Genomic DNA, 15114 nt, shown 5'->3' with positions numbered 1-15114 from the left:
TGTTCGCCGGCCGGCGGTCCGGGCGCGGGAGCGAACCGGATCCCGGCCGTCGACGCCGCCCGTGACATCGGCGCGTCGCGCGGCGAGTGGATGTATCACGCCATGCTGATCGCGACGGGCGGCCGGGGCGCCGGCCGCCCGTCGGGACGCCGGCCCCGGGTGCCGGTTCACGGCCGTCATGCCCCGCCGCGACCCGGTCGTGGAGGCGGCCGGAAGTCCGGCCTCCGGGGCGGCGGCTCCCCTGTCCACATGCTGGTGACGGGGCCGCGTCGCGCCCTCGCCGACCCGCGCGCACCGCACCGGAACGACGGTTCACCGGCACCGGATCTCCCGCCGGAACGGGCCGCGTCCCGTGCGCGAAAAATGCCTTGTGGAACGCTCTGAGCAGGGCGTATGCGGCACGGCGGTACCGGACGAGAAAGCGCTGTTCGTCTGGTTTGCGACCGCCCTGGAGGAGCCAAGTCGTGCTGGCATCCGGCCAGTTGGGTGGAGCAGAGGGCGTTCGAGAGGCGCTACCCTGTGTCCGGATAACGGAAACCCCCAACCCGCATCACGTTTGCGCATCCATTCATGGTCAGCCCTGGCGAGTGATCGCCGGCGCGTTGAAGACTCGCCTCGCGGATGCAGGGCCTTCGATCCTGTGATCGAACCAATCGGGGGATCCGCCGGACAGTTGTGCCGCATCCATCTGCCGCCATCGCGCAGCAGGCAATCGAACCAAAGCCGTCCACAGCGGCGGAGAAAAGGCCGGTCAACCACCGGCGAGAGGGGTCAGGTCACTGTGACCGCACCGATCGAGACCACCGGGGCGGCAGCCGAGACGCAGCCGGAGGCTGTGCTCGCTGGTGCCGACAAGCGGCGGATCGAGGGCCGTTCCCTCGGACAGATCGCCTGGACCCGGTTCAAGAAGGACAAGGTCGCGGTCACCGGTGGTGCCATCGTGGTCCTGCTGATCCTGCTCGCGATCCTCTCGCGTCCCATCCAGGCCGTGTTCGGGCTCGACCCCAACGCGTTCAACCAGGATCTGATCGACCCCAACACCTCGCTGCCCAACGGCGCCTGGGGCGGCATGAGCGCGGACCACCCGCTGGGCGTGGACCCGAAGTTCGGCCGTGACATCGCCACCCGCATCCTCGAGGGATCCTGGGTGTCGCTGGTGGTCGCGTTCGGCGCGACGATCCTGTCCAACGTCATCGGGGCGATCATGGGCGTCGTGGCCGGCTACTACGGCGGCCGCGTCGACACGATCATCAGCCGGCTGATGGACACCTTCCTCGCCTTCCCGCTGCTGCTGTTCGCGATCGCCATCTCCGCCACCCTGCAGGGCGGCGCGTTCGGCCTCACCGGACTGCCGCTGCACCTCAGCGTGCTGATCTTCATCATCGGCTTCTTCAACTGGCCCTACCTGGGCCGGATCGTCCGCGGCCAGACGCTCGCCCTGCGCGAGCGCGAGTTCGTGGACGCCTCCCGGGGCATGGGCGCCCGGGGCCCGTACATCCTGTTCCGGGAACTGATGCCCAACCTGGTCGGCCCGATCATCGTCTACTCGACGCTGCTGATCCCGACCAACATCCTCTTCGAGGCCTCCCTTAGCTTCCTCGGCGTCGGCATCCAGCCCCCGCAGGCTTCCTGGGGCGGCATGCTCCGCGAAGCGGTCACGTTCTACGAGGTCGATCCTCAGTACATGATCGTGCCCGGGCTCGCCATCTTCGTGACCGTCCTGGCGTTCAACCTGCTCGGCGACGGTCTCCGCGACGCTCTCGACCCGCGCAGCCGCTGACGCCTGCTGCCGAGAGCACAACAAGTTTCCGTACAATGGAGGGGAACCCGCCCATCATGCGAAGGTCAGCGCTGGCCGCGGTTGCGGCCATTGGCTCCGTCAGCCTGCTTGTCGCAGGTTGCAGCAAGGCCGATGACAACAAGAACGACAACGGCAGCGGCACCAAGTCGGCTGGGGCCGACGCCGCGACCAAGGGGGTCGTCAACGCCTCCAGCAAGAAGGGCGGGACCCTCACCTACGAGATGTCCGACGTCCCGGACTCCTTCGACCCGGGCAACACGTACTACGCGTACATGTACAACCTCAGCCGGCTGTGGGCCCGCCCGCTGATGACCTTCAAGCCCGGCGCCGGCACCGAGGGCAACACCCTCGTCCCGGACCTGGCCGAGGGCAAGGGCACCCCGAGCGACGGCGGCAAGACCTGGACGTACAAGATCCGCGCGGGTCTGAAGTACCAGGACGGCACGCCGATCACGACGAAGGACGTCAAGTACGCCGTCGAGCGTTCCAACTTCGCGCGTGACGTGCTCTCGCTCGGCCCCAACTACTTCCAGCAGCTCCTCGCGGGCGGCGACAAGTACAAGGGCCCCTACAAGGACAAGAGCGCCAAGGGCCTGTCCTCCATCGAGACGCCGGACGACACCACCATCGTCTTCCACCTGAAGCAGGCCTTCCAGGAGTTCGACTACCTGGTCGCCGCCCCGGAGACCGCTCCGGTGCCTCAGGCCAAGGACAAGGGCGTCGACTACGTCAAGAACATCATGTCCTCGGGCTCCTACAAGTTCGAGAGCTACTCCGAGGGCAAGCAGGTCGTCCTCGTGCGCAACGAGAACTGGGACGCGAAGTCCGACCCGCTGCGCACGCAGCTGCCGGACAAGATCGTCGTCAACATGAAGGTCAACCCCGAGACGATCGACAAGGACGTCCTCGCGGGCGACGCGATCGACCTCGTCGGCACGGGTGTCCAGGCCTCGACCCAGGCGCAGGTCCTCAGCGACCCGAAGAAGCGGGCCAACACGGACAACACCTTCGGTGGCCGCCTGGTCTACATGGCGATCAACACCAAGGTCGCGCCGTTCGACAACGTCGAGTGCCGCAAGGCCGTGCAGTTCGCGATCGACAAGGCCTCGGTGCAGACCGCCGAGGGCGGCCCGATCCGCGGTGAGATCGCCTCCACCGTTCTGCCGCCGGACATCACCGGCTACGAGAAGTCGGACGTCTACGCGACCGCGGACAACAAGGGCGACGAGGCCAAGGCCAAGGAGCACCTGAAGGCCTGCGGCAAGACGTCGATCACGACGAACATCTCGGCGCGCTCCGACCGCCAGCAGGAGATCGACGCCGCCACGGCGATCATCAACTCCCTGCAGAAGGTCGGCATCAAGGCCACCCTCAAGCAGTACCCGTCGGGCAAGTACTTCACCGACTACGCGGGTGTTCCGAAGGTCACGCAGAAGCAGAACATCGGTCTGATGATGATGCAGTGGGGTGCCGACTGGCCCTCGGGCTACGGCTTCCTGCAGCAGATCCTGAACGGCGAGGCCATCAGCCAGTCCGGTAACACCAACCTGTCGCAGTACGACAGCAAGGAAGTCAACGGTCTGCTGTCCAAGGCGATCGCGACGCAGGACGACACCGAGCGCAACAGCCTGTACGCGCAGATCGACAAGAAGACCATGGACGACGCCGTGATCGTCCCGCTGACCTACTTCAAGGTCCTGCTGGCCCGCCCGCAGAACGCCACGAACCTGGTTTCCTCGGCGGCCTGGAGCGGTCAGTACGACTACCTCAACATCGGCACCACGAAGTAGCAGCCCCGGAAGGCAGGTGAAGGCATTGGTGCCCGCGGGCCTCACGGCCCGCGGGCGCCGGCGCCGGCCCCGTGATCTCGTACATCCTCCGCCGGACGTTCGCAGCAGTGCTCCTGCTGCTGGTCGTCTCCGCGGTCACCTTCGCCATCTTCTTCCTGCTGCCGCGGCTCGCCGGTCAGTCCGCTGACCAGCTGGCGCAGCAGTACATCGGCAAGAGCCCCTCCAAGGCCGACATCATCGCGGTCAAGCAGAACCTCGGTCTGGACCAGCCCCTTTACGTCCAGTACTGGCACTTCATCAAGGGGATCGTGGCCGGCGCCACCTATGACCTGGGCCCCACCGCGGTGCACTGCGACGCGCCGTGCTTCGGGTACTCCTTCAAGACCCACGAGCAGGTCTGGCCCCAGCTGACCTCCCGTATGCCGGTGACGCTCTCACTGGCCTCGGGTGCGGCCGTCCTGTGGCTGCTCTCCGGCGTGACGGTCGGTGTCATCTCCGCCCTCAAGCCGCGTTCGATCTTCGACCGCACCTTCATGGGTGTCGCGCTCGCCGGTGTCTCCCTGCCCATGTTCTTCACGGGCAACCTGGCGATCCTGCTCTTCGTCTTCAAGTGGCCGATCTTCGGCCGCACCTACATCCCGTTCACCGAGAACCCCGCCCAGTGGGCCAACACGCTCTTCCCCGCGTGGTGTTCCCTGGCGCTGCTCTACTCCGCCATCTACGCCCGGCTCACCCGCTCGGGCATGCTGGAGACGATGAACGAGGACTTCATCCGCACCGCGCGGGCCAAGGGCCTGGGCGAGGGCAAGGTCGTCGTCCGGCACGGACTGCGGGCCGCGCTCACCCCGATCATCACCGTCTTCGGCATGGACATCGGCCTGCTGCTCGGCGGCGCCGTGATCACCGAGACCGTCTTCTCGCTGGACGGAGTCGGTTCCTACGCGGTGCAGGGCATCGCCGACAACGACCTGCCCAAGATCCTCGGCGTGACCCTGCTGGCCGCGTTCTTCGTCGTGATCGCAAATCTTCTGGTGGACCTGCTGTACGCCGCCGCCGACCCGCGGGTGAGGCTCTCATGACCGAACTCTCCAAGACCGGCGCCGCCCTGGGCGAGCCGGCCGCCACCGCGCAGGCCCCGACGGCCTTCCTCGAGGTCCGCGACCTCAAGGTGCACTTCCCGACCGACGACGGCCTGGTCAAGTCCGTCGACGGGCTGAACTTCAAGCTGGAGAAGGGCAAGACGCTCTCCGTCGTCGGCGAGTCCGGCTCCGGCAAGTCGGTCACCTCGCTCGCGATCATGGGCCTGCACCGGCTCGGCGCCCGCGGCAAGAACGTCCAGATGTCCGGTGAGATCTGGCTGGACGGCAAGGAACTGGTCTCCGCCGACCCGGACGAGGTGCGCAAGCTCCGCGGCCGGGAGATGGCGATGATCTTCCAGGACCCGCTGTCCGCGATGCACCCGTACTACAAGGTCGGCGACCAGATCGTCGAGGCCTACCGGGTGCACCACAAGGTGAGCAAGAAGGTCGCCCGCACCCGGGCCATCGAGATGCTCGACCGGGTCGGCATCCCCGAGCCGCACAAGCGTGCCGAGGGCTACCCGCACGAGTTCTCCGGCGGTATGCGCCAGCGCGCCATGATCGCCATGGCGCTGGTCAACAACCCCGAACTGCTCATCGCGGACGAGCCGACCACCGCGCTCGACGTCACCGTCCAGGCGCAGATCCTCGACCTGATCCGCGACCTGCAGAAGGAGTTCGGCTCCGCGGTCATCATCATCACGCACGACCTCGGCGTGGTCGCCGAGATCGCCGACGACGTGCTGGTGATGTACGGCGGCCGGTGCGTGGAGCGCGGTCCGGTCGACGAGATCTTCGAGCGGCCGCAGCACCCCTACACCTGGGGACTGCTCGGCTCGATGCCGCGCATCGACCGCGAGACCTCCGAGCGGCTCATCCCGGTCAAGGGCCAGCCGCCGAGCCTCATCAACGTCCCGTCCGGTTGTGCCTTCCACCCGCGGTGCCCGTACGCGGACGTCCCCAAGGGGAACGTCACCCGTACGGTGCGTCCGGAGCTGGAGCTGGTGGCCACCGGACACTGGTCCGCCTGCCACCTCTCGGCTGAGGACCGTACGCGGATCTGGACCGAAGAGATTGCGCCGAAGCTGTGAGTGAGACGAAGAAGACGGACACCGCCGGCCAGGCGCAGGCTTCCGACGGCGGCTCCGCGGACCGCGGGGTGCTGCTCCGGGTCGAGGGCCTGACCAAGCACTTCCCCATCAAGAAGGGGATCCTGCAGCGGCAGGTCGGCGCGGTGAAGGCGGTCGACGGCATCGACTTCGAGGTGCGCAAGGGCGAGACCCTGGGCGTCGTCGGCGAGTCGGGCTGCGGCAAGTCGACCATGGGCCGGGTCATCACCCGCCTCCAGGACCCGACGGGCGGCACGATCACCTTCGAGGGCCAGGACATCACGCGGCTGAAGGCCGGGCAGATGCGCCCGCTGCGCCGTGACATCCAGATGATCTTCCAGGACCCGTACGGCTCCCTGAACCCCCGCCACACCATCGGCTCGATCGTCTCGGCGCCCTTCCGGCTCCAGGGCGTGGAGCCCGAGGGCGGGGTGAAGAAGGAGGTCCAGCGGCTGCTGGAGCTGGTCGGCCTCAGCCCCGAGCACTACAACCGCTACCCCCACGAGTTCTCCGGCGGCCAGCGCCAGCGCATCGGCATCGCCCGGGCGCTCGCGCTCAAGCCGAAGCTCGTGGTGGCGGACGAGCCGGTCTCCGCCCTGGACGTCTCCATCCAGGCCCAGGTGGTCAACCTCATGGACGACCTCCAGGAGGAGCTGGGCCTGACCTACGTGATCATCGCGCACGACCTCTCGGTCGTCCGGCACGTCTCGGACCGGATCGCGGTGATGTACCTCGGCAAGATCGTCGAACTCGCCGACCGCACCTCGCTGTACCAGGCGCCGATGCACCCGTACACCAAGGCGCTGATGTCGGCGGTGCCGATCCCGGACCCGAAGCGCCAGGGCGGCAAGAGCGAGCGGATCCTGCTGCGCGGCGACGTGCCCTCGCCGATCGCCCCGCCGAGCGGCTGCCGCTTCCACACCCGGTGCTGGAAGGCGACGGAGATCTGCCGTACGACCGAGCCGCCGCTCAAGGAGCTGAGGCCCGGTCAGCGGGTGGCCTGCCACCACCCGGAGAACTTCGAGGACCAGGCCCCGCAGGACACCGTGCTGCTCACGGCCGCCAAGGCGGCCGCGGAACTGGTGGCCGACGAGGTCCTGGCGGAGTCGGCGGCGACGTCGGCCGCGGTGGCCGCGGAGGTCGGCGAGGCGGCGGAGGGCTCCGAGTCCGACTCCCCGGAGTCCGGCACCGAGGGCTCCGCCGGCCAGGAGCCGAGCGGGAAGTAGGCGAAACGGCGCGGTGAAGCCGCGTACGTGACCGAGCGGGAGAGTGCTCGGCCGGTGGACCCGGCCGTCGCACTCTCCCGCTTCGTCGTGTCCGGGGGCGAAGCGGCCACGGGTGACAATGTGGCGTGCTTCAGCAACTGTTCAGTCCCTCCGTCCAGCACACGATCGACGTGGTCGGCATCTTCGTCTTCGCCATCTCCGGCGCGCTGCTGGCCGTCCGCAAGAACTTCGACGTCTTCGGCATCGCCGTCCTCGCCGAGGTCACCGCGCTGGGCGGCGGGCTGTTCCGTGACATCGTCATCGGGGCCGTGCCCCCGGCCGCCTTCACCGACCTGGGGTACTTCCTCACCCCGCTGCTCGCCACGCTCGTGGTCTTCTTCCTGCACCCGCACATGGAGCGCATCCAGACCGCGGTGTACGTGTTCGACGCGGCCGGCCTCGGCCTGTTCTGCGTGGCCGGCACGACGAAGGCGTACGCCTACGGGCTGAACCTCACCGCGTCGGCGACGCTCGGCATGGCCACGGCCGTGGGCGGCGGCGTGCTGCGGGACGTGCTCGCCAACGAGGTGCCGTCACTGCTGCGCTGGGACCGCGACCTGTACGCGGTCCCGGCGATCATCGGCGCCACCATGGTGGTGCTGTGCATCCACTACGACGCGCTGAATCCGTTCACCAGCGGCCTCGCGGTGGTCACCGCCTTCGTGCTGCGGCTGCTCGCGATGCGGTACCACTGGCGAGCTCCGCGGGCCTGGAACCGCCGGTCGACGGTACGGGAGGAGTGAGGGCCGTCCTCAGACGGTGGGGCGGCCGCTGCCCCAGCTCCTCGCTCAGCCAGCGGAACGCCGCCGGGACCTGCGGGCGCCACAGCGCCATGCTGTGGCCGCCCGCGCTGCGCGGCACGAAGACCACGTGCACGGTCGTCGGCGGCTTCGCGATCCGCTCCAGCGCGACGCCGGCCTGGTACCCGTCGCCGCTCTGGCCGGAGAGGTAGAGCGCGACGCGCGGCGGGACGCGGTAGTTCTTCAGCAGGATGTAGGGGTTGTTCGCGCGTCGCAGCCCGAGGTTCTGGTTGGCGAGCGAATTGCGTTCGCCGATCGGGTCGTTGTACCCGGACAGGCTGACCGCGGCGCGGTAGCGGTCGGGGTGGGCGACGGCGAGCTTGGTCGCGCAGTGCGCCCCGGCCGAGTAGCCGGCGGTGGCCCAGCCGTTCGGGGCCGACGCGGCACGGAAGTTGTCCGTGATCATCTTCGGTACGTCGATGCTCAGCCAGGTGTCCGCGTTCACGGTGCCCGGGATGTTGGCGCAGCCCGTGTCGATCTTGGCGATCAGGTTGGTGCGCGGCGCCACCAGTATGAACGGCGCGATCTGTCCGCTGCGCATCAGCGGCTCCAGCTGCTGGTGCACCTTCAGGGAGCCGAACCAGGCCTTCGCCGAGCCAGGGTAGCCCGACAGCAGCTCGACCACCGGGAACTTCTTGTCCTTGTAGGCCGGCTGGTCGTACTGCGGCGGCAGCCATACGTAGACCTCGGCGTTCACCCCGGAGACCCGGCCCCTGAGCTGGGTGACCCTGACCCCTCCGGAGGCGCGCATCCCGGGTCCGTCGGCCGGGGTGAACTTCTGCGCGACCCTGGGCAGCTGCCGGTAGGCGATGCCGCCGGTGCCGTCGGCGCCCAGGTTGGCGGCCTGCTGCACATGGTTGCCCGTGCCGAGCAGGTCGGCCCAGTTGTCGTACAGGTTGTTGGCGTTGTTCACCAGCACGAAGACCAGGGTGATGGCCGTGGCCTGGGCGAACAGCAGCATCAGCGCCCGTGCGGCGGTGCGCAGCACCTTGGGACCCTTCAGTCGCGTCCACAGGACGAAGGGCAGGGCCAGCGCGACCACGGCCAGCACGACGGTGATGTACAGGAACGGAGTCCCGGTGAGGCTCATGCCCCGATAGAGGGTGAACAGGGCCTCGGGGTTACGGGCAAGTACGGACACTTACCGAGATATTGCCTGCTTCTCACCCTGCGGAAGACTCGTCGTACGAGCGCACCGGGCCGCATCGGGCCGGATCGGATCGCACCGGGCCGCTTCGGGCCGGACCGGGTCGCACGAGGCCCCAAGAGGTGAAAGCTACCGCTTAGTAGTGGCCTGTTGTACCGTTCACCCATGTCAGAAGCAGCCACCGCCGCGCGGGCCGGGATCGGGGACAGCGAGTTCGACCGGGACACCGCGGTCACCCGGAGCGAGCCCGGCGTCTACGGCCTCGACCTCTCCGCCGGCTGGACGATCGCGGACGCCGTCAACGGCGGCTATCTGCTGGCCGTCCTCGGCCGCGCGCTCGCGGACGCCCTGCCGCACCCGGACCCGTTCACGATCTCGGCCCACTACCTGACCGCGTCCCGGCCGGGTCCCGCTGTCGTCCGCACCGACGTGGTGCGCGCCGGACGCACCCTGTCGACCGGCCAGGCCGCCCTCTTCCAGCGCGACGACGACGGCCGCGAGGTGGAGCGCATCCGCGTCCTGGCCTCCTACGGCGACCTCGGCGCCCTGCCGGACGACGTGCGCACCTCGGCGAAGCCGCCCGCCCTCCCGCCCCTGGAGCAGTGCTTCGGCCCCCAGGACGCGCCGGGTGTCCCAGCGCCCGTGCCCGGCAGCTCGGCCATCACCGACCGCCTGATGCTCAAGCTGGACCCCGCCACCCTCGGCTGGGCGCTCGGCTCGCCCTCCGGCAAGGGGGAGATGCGGGCCTGGTTCGGGCTCGCCGACGGCCGGGACCACGACCCGCTCTCCCTGCTCCTCGCGGTGGACGCGCTGCCCCCGACCGCCTTCGAGCTGGGCATCAAGGGCTGGGTGCCGACCGTCGAACTGACCGTGCACGTCCGCTGCCGTCCGGCGCCGGGCCCGCTGCGCGTGTCCATCACCACCCGCAACCTGGCCGGCGGCTTCCTGGAGGAGGACGCCGAGGTCTGGGACACCGACGACCGGCTGGTCGCGCAGTCCCGGCAACTGGCACGGGTCAGGCTCGGCTGAAGGCCGTACGGGCCTGGCGAGAGCTGAAGCCCGCACGGGCCGGGCGTGGCCGGAGAGCGGCCGCCCCGGCGTCCGCCGGATCCCCGGCGTCCTGCCGGGCCGTCAGTCCAGCCAGTGCCGGCGGCCGACGCTGATCAGGCGCAACTGACGGGTCGCGACCCTGAAGACGCGCTCGCGCTCCTCACCGGGGGCGTCGAGCGCCTCCAGGAACAGCGAGCCGGTGATCAGCATCTGATCGACGTACAGATGGGCGAGCATGAGCAGGTCGTCCTCGCTCCACCCCGCGGACTGGGGATCCTTGGCCAGTTCGTCCCGCACCTCGCGGGCGAACCGGGCCAGTTGGTCGCGCACGACCTCTCGCACCCGCTGCACCCCGCCATGGCGCTCCCGGGCGATGAAACGGACATGGGCGGGGTACGCCTCGACATGGCGGGCGATCAGATCGACCGCGCGCGCGATGCGCTGCTCGCTGTCCTGCGCCGGGGAGACCGTCGACCGGATCATCGGGTGCAGGCTGCTCAGCGCCTGCTCGACCAGGGCCACGCCGAGATCCGCGGTGGAGTGGAAGTGACGGTAGAAGGCGGTCGGGGCGACGCCCGCGGCGCGTGTGACCTCACGCAGGCCGAGGCTGCTCAGGCTCTGCTCCTCCAGCAGCCCCAACGCCGCGTCCATCAGGGCCTGTCGGGTCTTCTGCTTCTGGGCCTGCCGGACGCCGGGAGTGTGACTCATGCCATTCAGTCAACAAGTGTTCTCCGGATTGTCAAAGCCGGTGGTGCGCTAGACTGAGTAGTCAGTGAACAAGTGTTACTGCAAGCGTTCACCGACAAGGGGGATCGGACCTCATGCTGTTCCTCGTCGCAGCACTGCTGCTGCTCGGCGTCGTCCTGGGCACGGTGGCCCACGCGCCGCTCGACTTCACGCTCGCCGCGGCCGTGGTCATCGCCGTCTGGCTCGGCGTCTTCGCGTTCCGCGAGCGCCACGGCCGCGGCCGCGGCACGTCCCGCTGACGCCCCATCGACCCGGCCCGTCCTTCACGACCGTCAGGAGCAGAACAGCCATGCAACTCACCGCACCGGCCGCGCGCCGCACCGGTAGGCAGGCCACGCACGACACGCAGGACACGCACGACACCGACGGCGCGGACGGCATGGCCGTCGCGTCCTTCGTCCTCGGCCTGCTCGGCCTGCTCGTCCTCAACCTGTTCCTCGGCCCCGTCGCCATCGCCCTGGCCGGCGTGGCCCTCTGGCGCGGCACCGGCCGCCGCGGCCGCGCCCTCCTCGGCCTGACCCTGGGCATCGCCGACCTCGTGGTCCTGCTGGCCTTCGTGCAGGCGGACCACACGCTGTCCTGGAGCTTGTGACACCTGGCCCATCCTGACCTCCGGGCCGGCCGCGGGCGCCCGTAGAATCGGCCTCACCATGGCTTACCTCGACCACGCCGCGACCACCCCGATGCTCCCGGAGGCGGCAGAGGCGCTGACCGCGGCACTGGGTGTCACCGGCAACGCCTCCTCCCTCCACGCGTCCGGGCGCGCGGCCCGCCGCAGGGTCGAGGAGGCCCGCGAAACCCTCGCCGAGGCCCTCGGCGCCCGTCCCAGCGAGGTCGTCTTCACCTCCGGCGGCACCGAGGCGGACAACCTCGCCGTCAAGGGCCTGTACTGGGCCCGACGCGCCGCCGACCCGGCCCGCACCCGCGTCCTCGCCAGCCCCGTCGAGCACCACGCCGTCCTCGACGCCGTGCACTGGCTCGGCGAGCATGAGGGCGCCACCGTCGAGTACCTGCCGGTCGACTCCTACGGCCGCGTCCACCCCGAGGCGCTGCGCGAGGCCATCGCCCGCAACCCCGACGACGTGGCCCTGGTCACGGTCATGTGGGCCAACAACGAGATCGGCACGCTGCTGCCGGTGCGCGAACTGGCCGCCGTGGCCGCCGAGTCCGGGGTCCCGCTGCATTCCGACGCGGTGCAGGCGTTCGGGCAGGTGCCGGTCGACTTCGCCGCCTCGGGACTGGCCGCGATGACGGTCTCCGGCCACAAGATCGGCGGCCCGTACGGCGTCGGCGCGCTGATTCTGGGCCGTGAGTACGCCCCCGTGCCCGTCCTGCACGGCGGCGGCCAGGAACGGCATGTCCGCTCCGGCACCCTCGACGCGCCCGCGATCGCCTCCTTCGCCGTGGCCGGCCGGCTGGCCGCCGAGCGGCGCGAGTGGTTCGCCGCCGAGATCGGCGCGCTGCGCGACGAGTTGATCGCCGCCGTCCGCTCGGCGGTCCCGGACGCGATCCTCGGCGGCGACCCGGCGCCGGAGGGGCGCCTTCCGGCCAACGCCCACTTCACCTTCCCCGGCTGCGAGGGCGACTCCCTGCTGCTCCTGCTGGACGCCCAGGGCATCGAGTGCTCCACCGGCTCCGCCTGCACCGCGGGCGTCGCCCAGCCCAGCCACGTCCTGCTGGCCACCGGCACCGACCCGGACCTGGCCCGCGGCACCCTCCGCTTCACCCTCGGCCACACGTCCACCCGGTCCGACATCGACGAGGTCGCGAAGGCCATCGGCCCGGCGGTCGAACGGGCCCGCGCGGCGGGGCTGACGTGACGCGCAGGGGCGCCACGCCTCAAGTCCGGGAGTTTCAGGTCCGGGCGGTTCCGGCCGCGCGGACCAGGCGTATGTAGCGGTCCCAGTCCCAGTGGGGACCCGGGTCCGTGTGGTCGGTCCCGGGGACCTCCACATGGCCGATGATGTGCTCCCGGTCGACGGATATGCCGTACCGGCCGCAGATCCCGGCCGTCAGCCGCGCCGAGGCGGCGTACATCGCGTCGGTGAACGACGAGGCGTCGTCGACGAAGCCCTCGTGCTCGATGCCGACGCTCCGCTCGTTGTACGACCGGTTGCCCGCGTGGAACGCCACGTCCAGTTCGCGGATCATCTGTGTGACATGCCCGTCCGCGCCGACTATGTAGTGCGCGGCCGCCCCGTGCCCCGGGTCCTGGAAGACCTTCACCGCGCTCGCGTAGCTGCCCTGGGTGACATGGATGACGACCCGGTCTATCCGGTAGTCGTCCGGGCGGTCCGCCGCCCGGTAGTTCGCCGGGGAGGCCGCCACCCACCGGGCGCCCACGAAGTCGACCGCGCCCTCCACCCGCGGCTTCTGCGCGCCGGGCAGCCGCCACCACAGCCGGGCCAGCCCGCTGCGCTCCACCGCGGCCCCGCCCACCACCAGCGCCGCCCCGCCGAGCAGCAGGGCCCGCCGCCCCGGTCGCCCCTGCCCGTCCGTCTTCTTCGCCCCCATGCGATCTTCAACGCATCTCCGGCGGCCCCGGTTCCCGCGCCCCGTACCCTGGAAGGGCTATGACTGACACCCCGCAGCGCTCCCGTCCCCTCCGCGTCCTCGCCGCCATGTCGGGCGGGGTCGACTCCGCCGTCGCCGCCGCGCGTGCCGCGGAAGCCGGCCACGACGTCACCGGCGTCCACCTCGCGCTCTCCGCGAACCCGCAGTCCTTCCGTACGGGCGCGCGGGGCTGCTGCACCATCGAGGACTCGCGCGACGCCCGCCGCGCCGCTGACGTCATCGGCATCCCGTTCTACGTGTGGGACCTCGCCGAGCGCTTCCGCGAGGACGTCGTGGAGGACTTCGTCGCCGAGTACGAGGCCGGCCGCACCCCGAACCCGTGCCTGCGCTGCAACGAGAAGATCAAGTTCGCCGCGCTCCTGGACAAGGCGCTGGCGCTCGGCTTCGACGCGGTCTGCACCGGCCACTACGCGAAGGTGATCCTCAACGCGGACGGCACCCGCGAGCTGCACCGCGCCTCCGACATGGCCAAGGACCAGTCGTACGTCCTCGGCGTCCTCGACGACCAGCAGCTCGCGCACGCCATGTTCCCGCTCGGGGACACGCTCACCACCAAGGACGAGATCCGCGCGGAGGCCGAGCGCCGGGGCCTGGCCGTCGCCAAGAAGCCCGACTCGCACGACATCTGCTTCATCGCCGACGGCGACACCCAGGGCTTCCTGGCCCGCCGCCTGGGCAAGGCCGAGGGCGACATCGTCGACGAGTCGGGCGCGGTCGTCGGCAGCCACGAGGGCGCGTACGGCTTCACCATCGGCCAGCGCAAGGGCCTGCGCATCGGCACCCCGGCGCCCGACGGCAAGCCGCGCTACGTCCTGGACATCTCCCCGGTGAACAACACGGTGACGGTCGGCCCGGCCTCCGCCCTGGACGTCACCGCCCTCACCGCGATCAGGCCCCGCTGGTGCGGCACCGCGCCCTCCGGCCCCGGCACCTACACGGCCCAGCTGCGCGCCCACGGCGGCGAGACCGAGGTCACCGCCGAACTCGTCGGCGACGAACTCCGGGTCGCCTTCACCGAGCCGGTCCGCGGCGTGGCCCCCGGCCAGGCGGTCGTGCTGTACGACGGCACCCGCGTGGTGGGCTCGGCGACGATCGCCACGACGGCCCGGGCGAAGGAGCCGAGCACGGCCGTCTGACGCACGGACCGCCCACGGACCGGCGGACGGCGTGGGCGGCACCGACTGCCCGGCTAGGACCGTTCCGCCGCCTCCTTGATGCCGGCCAGGGTGGCGTCCATGCCCTTGCCGAGTTCGTCGAGGCGGTAGTCGATGATCGCCTCCTCCTGGTCGGGGGCGCGGTCGATGTACGCGCTCAGGCCGGAGCGGCCGGGGCCGACCGTGACCGACTGGCGCAGAACCGTGCCTCCCTCAGGCGCCGGGGTGAGCGCGAAGGACCAGGTGGACATCCGGTCCGCCGGGTCCTCGGAGGCCTTGCCGTAGCGTCCGTCGGGGTCCAGCACGCACCAGGTGAGGGTGCGGTCCGGGACGGCCTCCGTGATGTGGGAGAGGGTGTGCCACTGGCCCACGATCGGATTCTGGTTGTGCCCGACGTAACGGGCGCCCGGAGCCGGGCGGTCGGCGCCGTCCCGCCACTCCACGCGCACCAGCTCGGGACTCCACCCGGCCATGGCCTCGACGTCGGTGACGACTTCCCACACCCGCGAGGGCTCCGCCGCGATGTGCACCTCGCGGTGGGTGCCGGGCCGGTCGGCGTAACGCATGGCTGCTCCCCGTGCGGGCACGGTCGTTCGCC

General features: G+C 70.4%; 15 protein-coding genes. 11 read left to right on the top strand and 4 right to left on the bottom strand.

What is annotated here, in order from left to right; genetic code table 11:
- Nucleotides 1–781: 781 nt before the first annotated feature.
- From ACIP4X_RS24195 to ACIP4X_RS24170, 6 genes are all read left to right on the top strand, one after another.
- Nucleotides 782–1780 carry an ABC transporter permease gene (locus ACIP4X_RS24195; RefSeq protein WP_358735749.1) on the top strand — a complete coding sequence of 333 codons (999 nt, stop codon included), beginning with the start codon at nt 782–784 and terminating at the stop codon, nt 1778–1780.
- A 35-nt stretch (nt 1781–1815) separates the two neighbouring features.
- On the top strand, nt 1816–3591 hold the full coding sequence (locus tag ACIP4X_RS24190; protein WP_391458204.1) for an ABC transporter substrate-binding protein: 1776 nt from the start codon (nt 1816–1818) through the stop codon (nt 3589–3591).
- 71 nt (nt 3592–3662) lie between these two features.
- Nucleotides 3663–4670 carry an ABC transporter permease gene (locus ACIP4X_RS24185; protein ID WP_358735745.1) on the top strand — a complete coding sequence of 336 codons (1008 nt, stop codon included), beginning with the start codon at nt 3663–3665 and terminating at the stop codon, nt 4668–4670.
- Nucleotides 4667–5761, top strand: a complete 1095-nt coding sequence (locus ACIP4X_RS24180) for an ABC transporter ATP-binding protein (RefSeq protein ID WP_358735743.1) — start codon at nt 4667–4669, stop codon at nt 5759–5761. Before ACIP4X_RS24185 ends, ACIP4X_RS24180 begins: the two co-directional genes overlap by 4 nt.
- Nucleotides 5758–7005 (top strand): dipeptide ABC transporter ATP-binding protein, encoded by a 1248-nt coding sequence (locus ACIP4X_RS24175; RefSeq protein ID WP_358735741.1) that lies wholly within the window; start codon nt 5758–5760, stop codon nt 7003–7005. The genes ACIP4X_RS24180 and ACIP4X_RS24175 overlap by 4 nt, the downstream gene beginning before the upstream one ends.
- A gap of 125 nt (nt 7006–7130) precedes the next feature.
- Complete coding sequence (locus tag ACIP4X_RS24170) at nt 7131–7787, top strand: trimeric intracellular cation channel family protein (RefSeq protein ID WP_358735739.1); 657 nt, start codon at nt 7131–7133, stop codon at nt 7785–7787.
- Here the strand turns inward: ACIP4X_RS24170 and ACIP4X_RS24165 are convergent.
- On the bottom strand, nt 7696–8934 hold the full coding sequence (locus ACIP4X_RS24165; protein ID WP_358735771.1) for an alpha/beta hydrolase-fold protein: 1239 nt from the start codon (nt 8932–8934) through the stop codon (nt 7696–7698). The two genes, ACIP4X_RS24170 and ACIP4X_RS24165, sit on opposite strands and share 92 nt — an antisense overlap.
- Before the next feature lie 222 nt (nt 8935–9156).
- Between ACIP4X_RS24165 and ACIP4X_RS24160 the strand changes: the two genes are divergently transcribed.
- Nucleotides 9157–10020, top strand: a complete 864-nt coding sequence (locus tag ACIP4X_RS24160; protein ID WP_358735737.1) for a thioesterase family protein — start codon at nt 9157–9159, stop codon at nt 10018–10020.
- 102 nt (nt 10021–10122) lie between these two features.
- Here ACIP4X_RS24160 and ACIP4X_RS24155 read toward each other — a convergent pair whose 3' ends face one another.
- Nucleotides 10123–10749 carry a TetR family transcriptional regulator gene (locus ACIP4X_RS24155; protein WP_358735736.1) on the bottom strand — a complete coding sequence of 209 codons (627 nt, stop codon included), beginning with the start codon at nt 10747–10749 and terminating at the stop codon, nt 10123–10125.
- A 113-nt stretch (nt 10750–10862) separates the two neighbouring features.
- Between ACIP4X_RS24155 and ACIP4X_RS24150 the strand changes: the two genes are divergently transcribed.
- The 3 genes from ACIP4X_RS24150 to ACIP4X_RS24140 are packed head-to-tail and all read left to right on the top strand — an operon-like array spanning nt 10863 to nt 12608.
- Nucleotides 10863–11027 carry a hypothetical protein gene (locus ACIP4X_RS24150; protein ID WP_358735734.1) on the top strand — a complete coding sequence of 55 codons (165 nt, stop codon included), beginning with the start codon at nt 10863–10865 and terminating at the stop codon, nt 11025–11027.
- A gap of 50 nt (nt 11028–11077) precedes the next feature.
- A complete protein-coding gene (locus tag ACIP4X_RS24145; protein ID WP_358735733.1) occupies nt 11078–11380 on the top strand; it encodes a DUF4190 domain-containing protein in 303 nt (100 codons plus the stop codon).
- Between the two features lie 58 nt (nt 11381–11438).
- Nucleotides 11439–12608 (top strand): cysteine desulfurase family protein, encoded by a 1170-nt coding sequence (locus ACIP4X_RS24140; RefSeq protein ID WP_358735731.1) that lies wholly within the window; start codon nt 11439–11441, stop codon nt 12606–12608.
- A 34-nt stretch (nt 12609–12642) separates the two neighbouring features.
- Here ACIP4X_RS24140 and ACIP4X_RS24135 read toward each other — a convergent pair whose 3' ends face one another.
- Nucleotides 12643–13302 (bottom strand): N-acetylmuramoyl-L-alanine amidase, encoded by a 660-nt coding sequence (locus tag ACIP4X_RS24135; RefSeq protein WP_358735729.1) that lies wholly within the window; start codon nt 13300–13302, stop codon nt 12643–12645.
- A 59-nt stretch (nt 13303–13361) separates the two neighbouring features.
- On the opposite strand from ACIP4X_RS24135, the gene mnmA reads away from it, so the two are divergent.
- A complete protein-coding gene (gene mnmA / locus ACIP4X_RS24130) occupies nt 13362–14498 on the top strand; it encodes a tRNA 2-thiouridine(34) synthase MnmA (protein WP_358735728.1) in 1137 nt (378 codons plus the stop codon).
- A 53-nt stretch (nt 14499–14551) separates the two neighbouring features.
- On the opposite strand, the gene ACIP4X_RS24125 is transcribed toward mnmA, so the two are convergent.
- Nucleotides 14552–15082 (bottom strand): SRPBCC family protein, encoded by a 531-nt coding sequence (locus tag ACIP4X_RS24125; protein ID WP_358735726.1) that lies wholly within the window; start codon nt 15080–15082, stop codon nt 14552–14554.
- Nucleotides 15083–15114: the final 32 nt, after the last annotated feature.

The organism is Streptomyces sp. NPDC088817 (assembly GCF_044750345.1).
Lineage (GTDB): Bacteria > Actinomycetota > Actinomycetes > Streptomycetales > Streptomycetaceae > Streptomyces.
The sequence above is the reverse complement of the archived record's forward strand: the minus strand, read 5'-3'. Positions and strand labels throughout refer to the sequence as shown.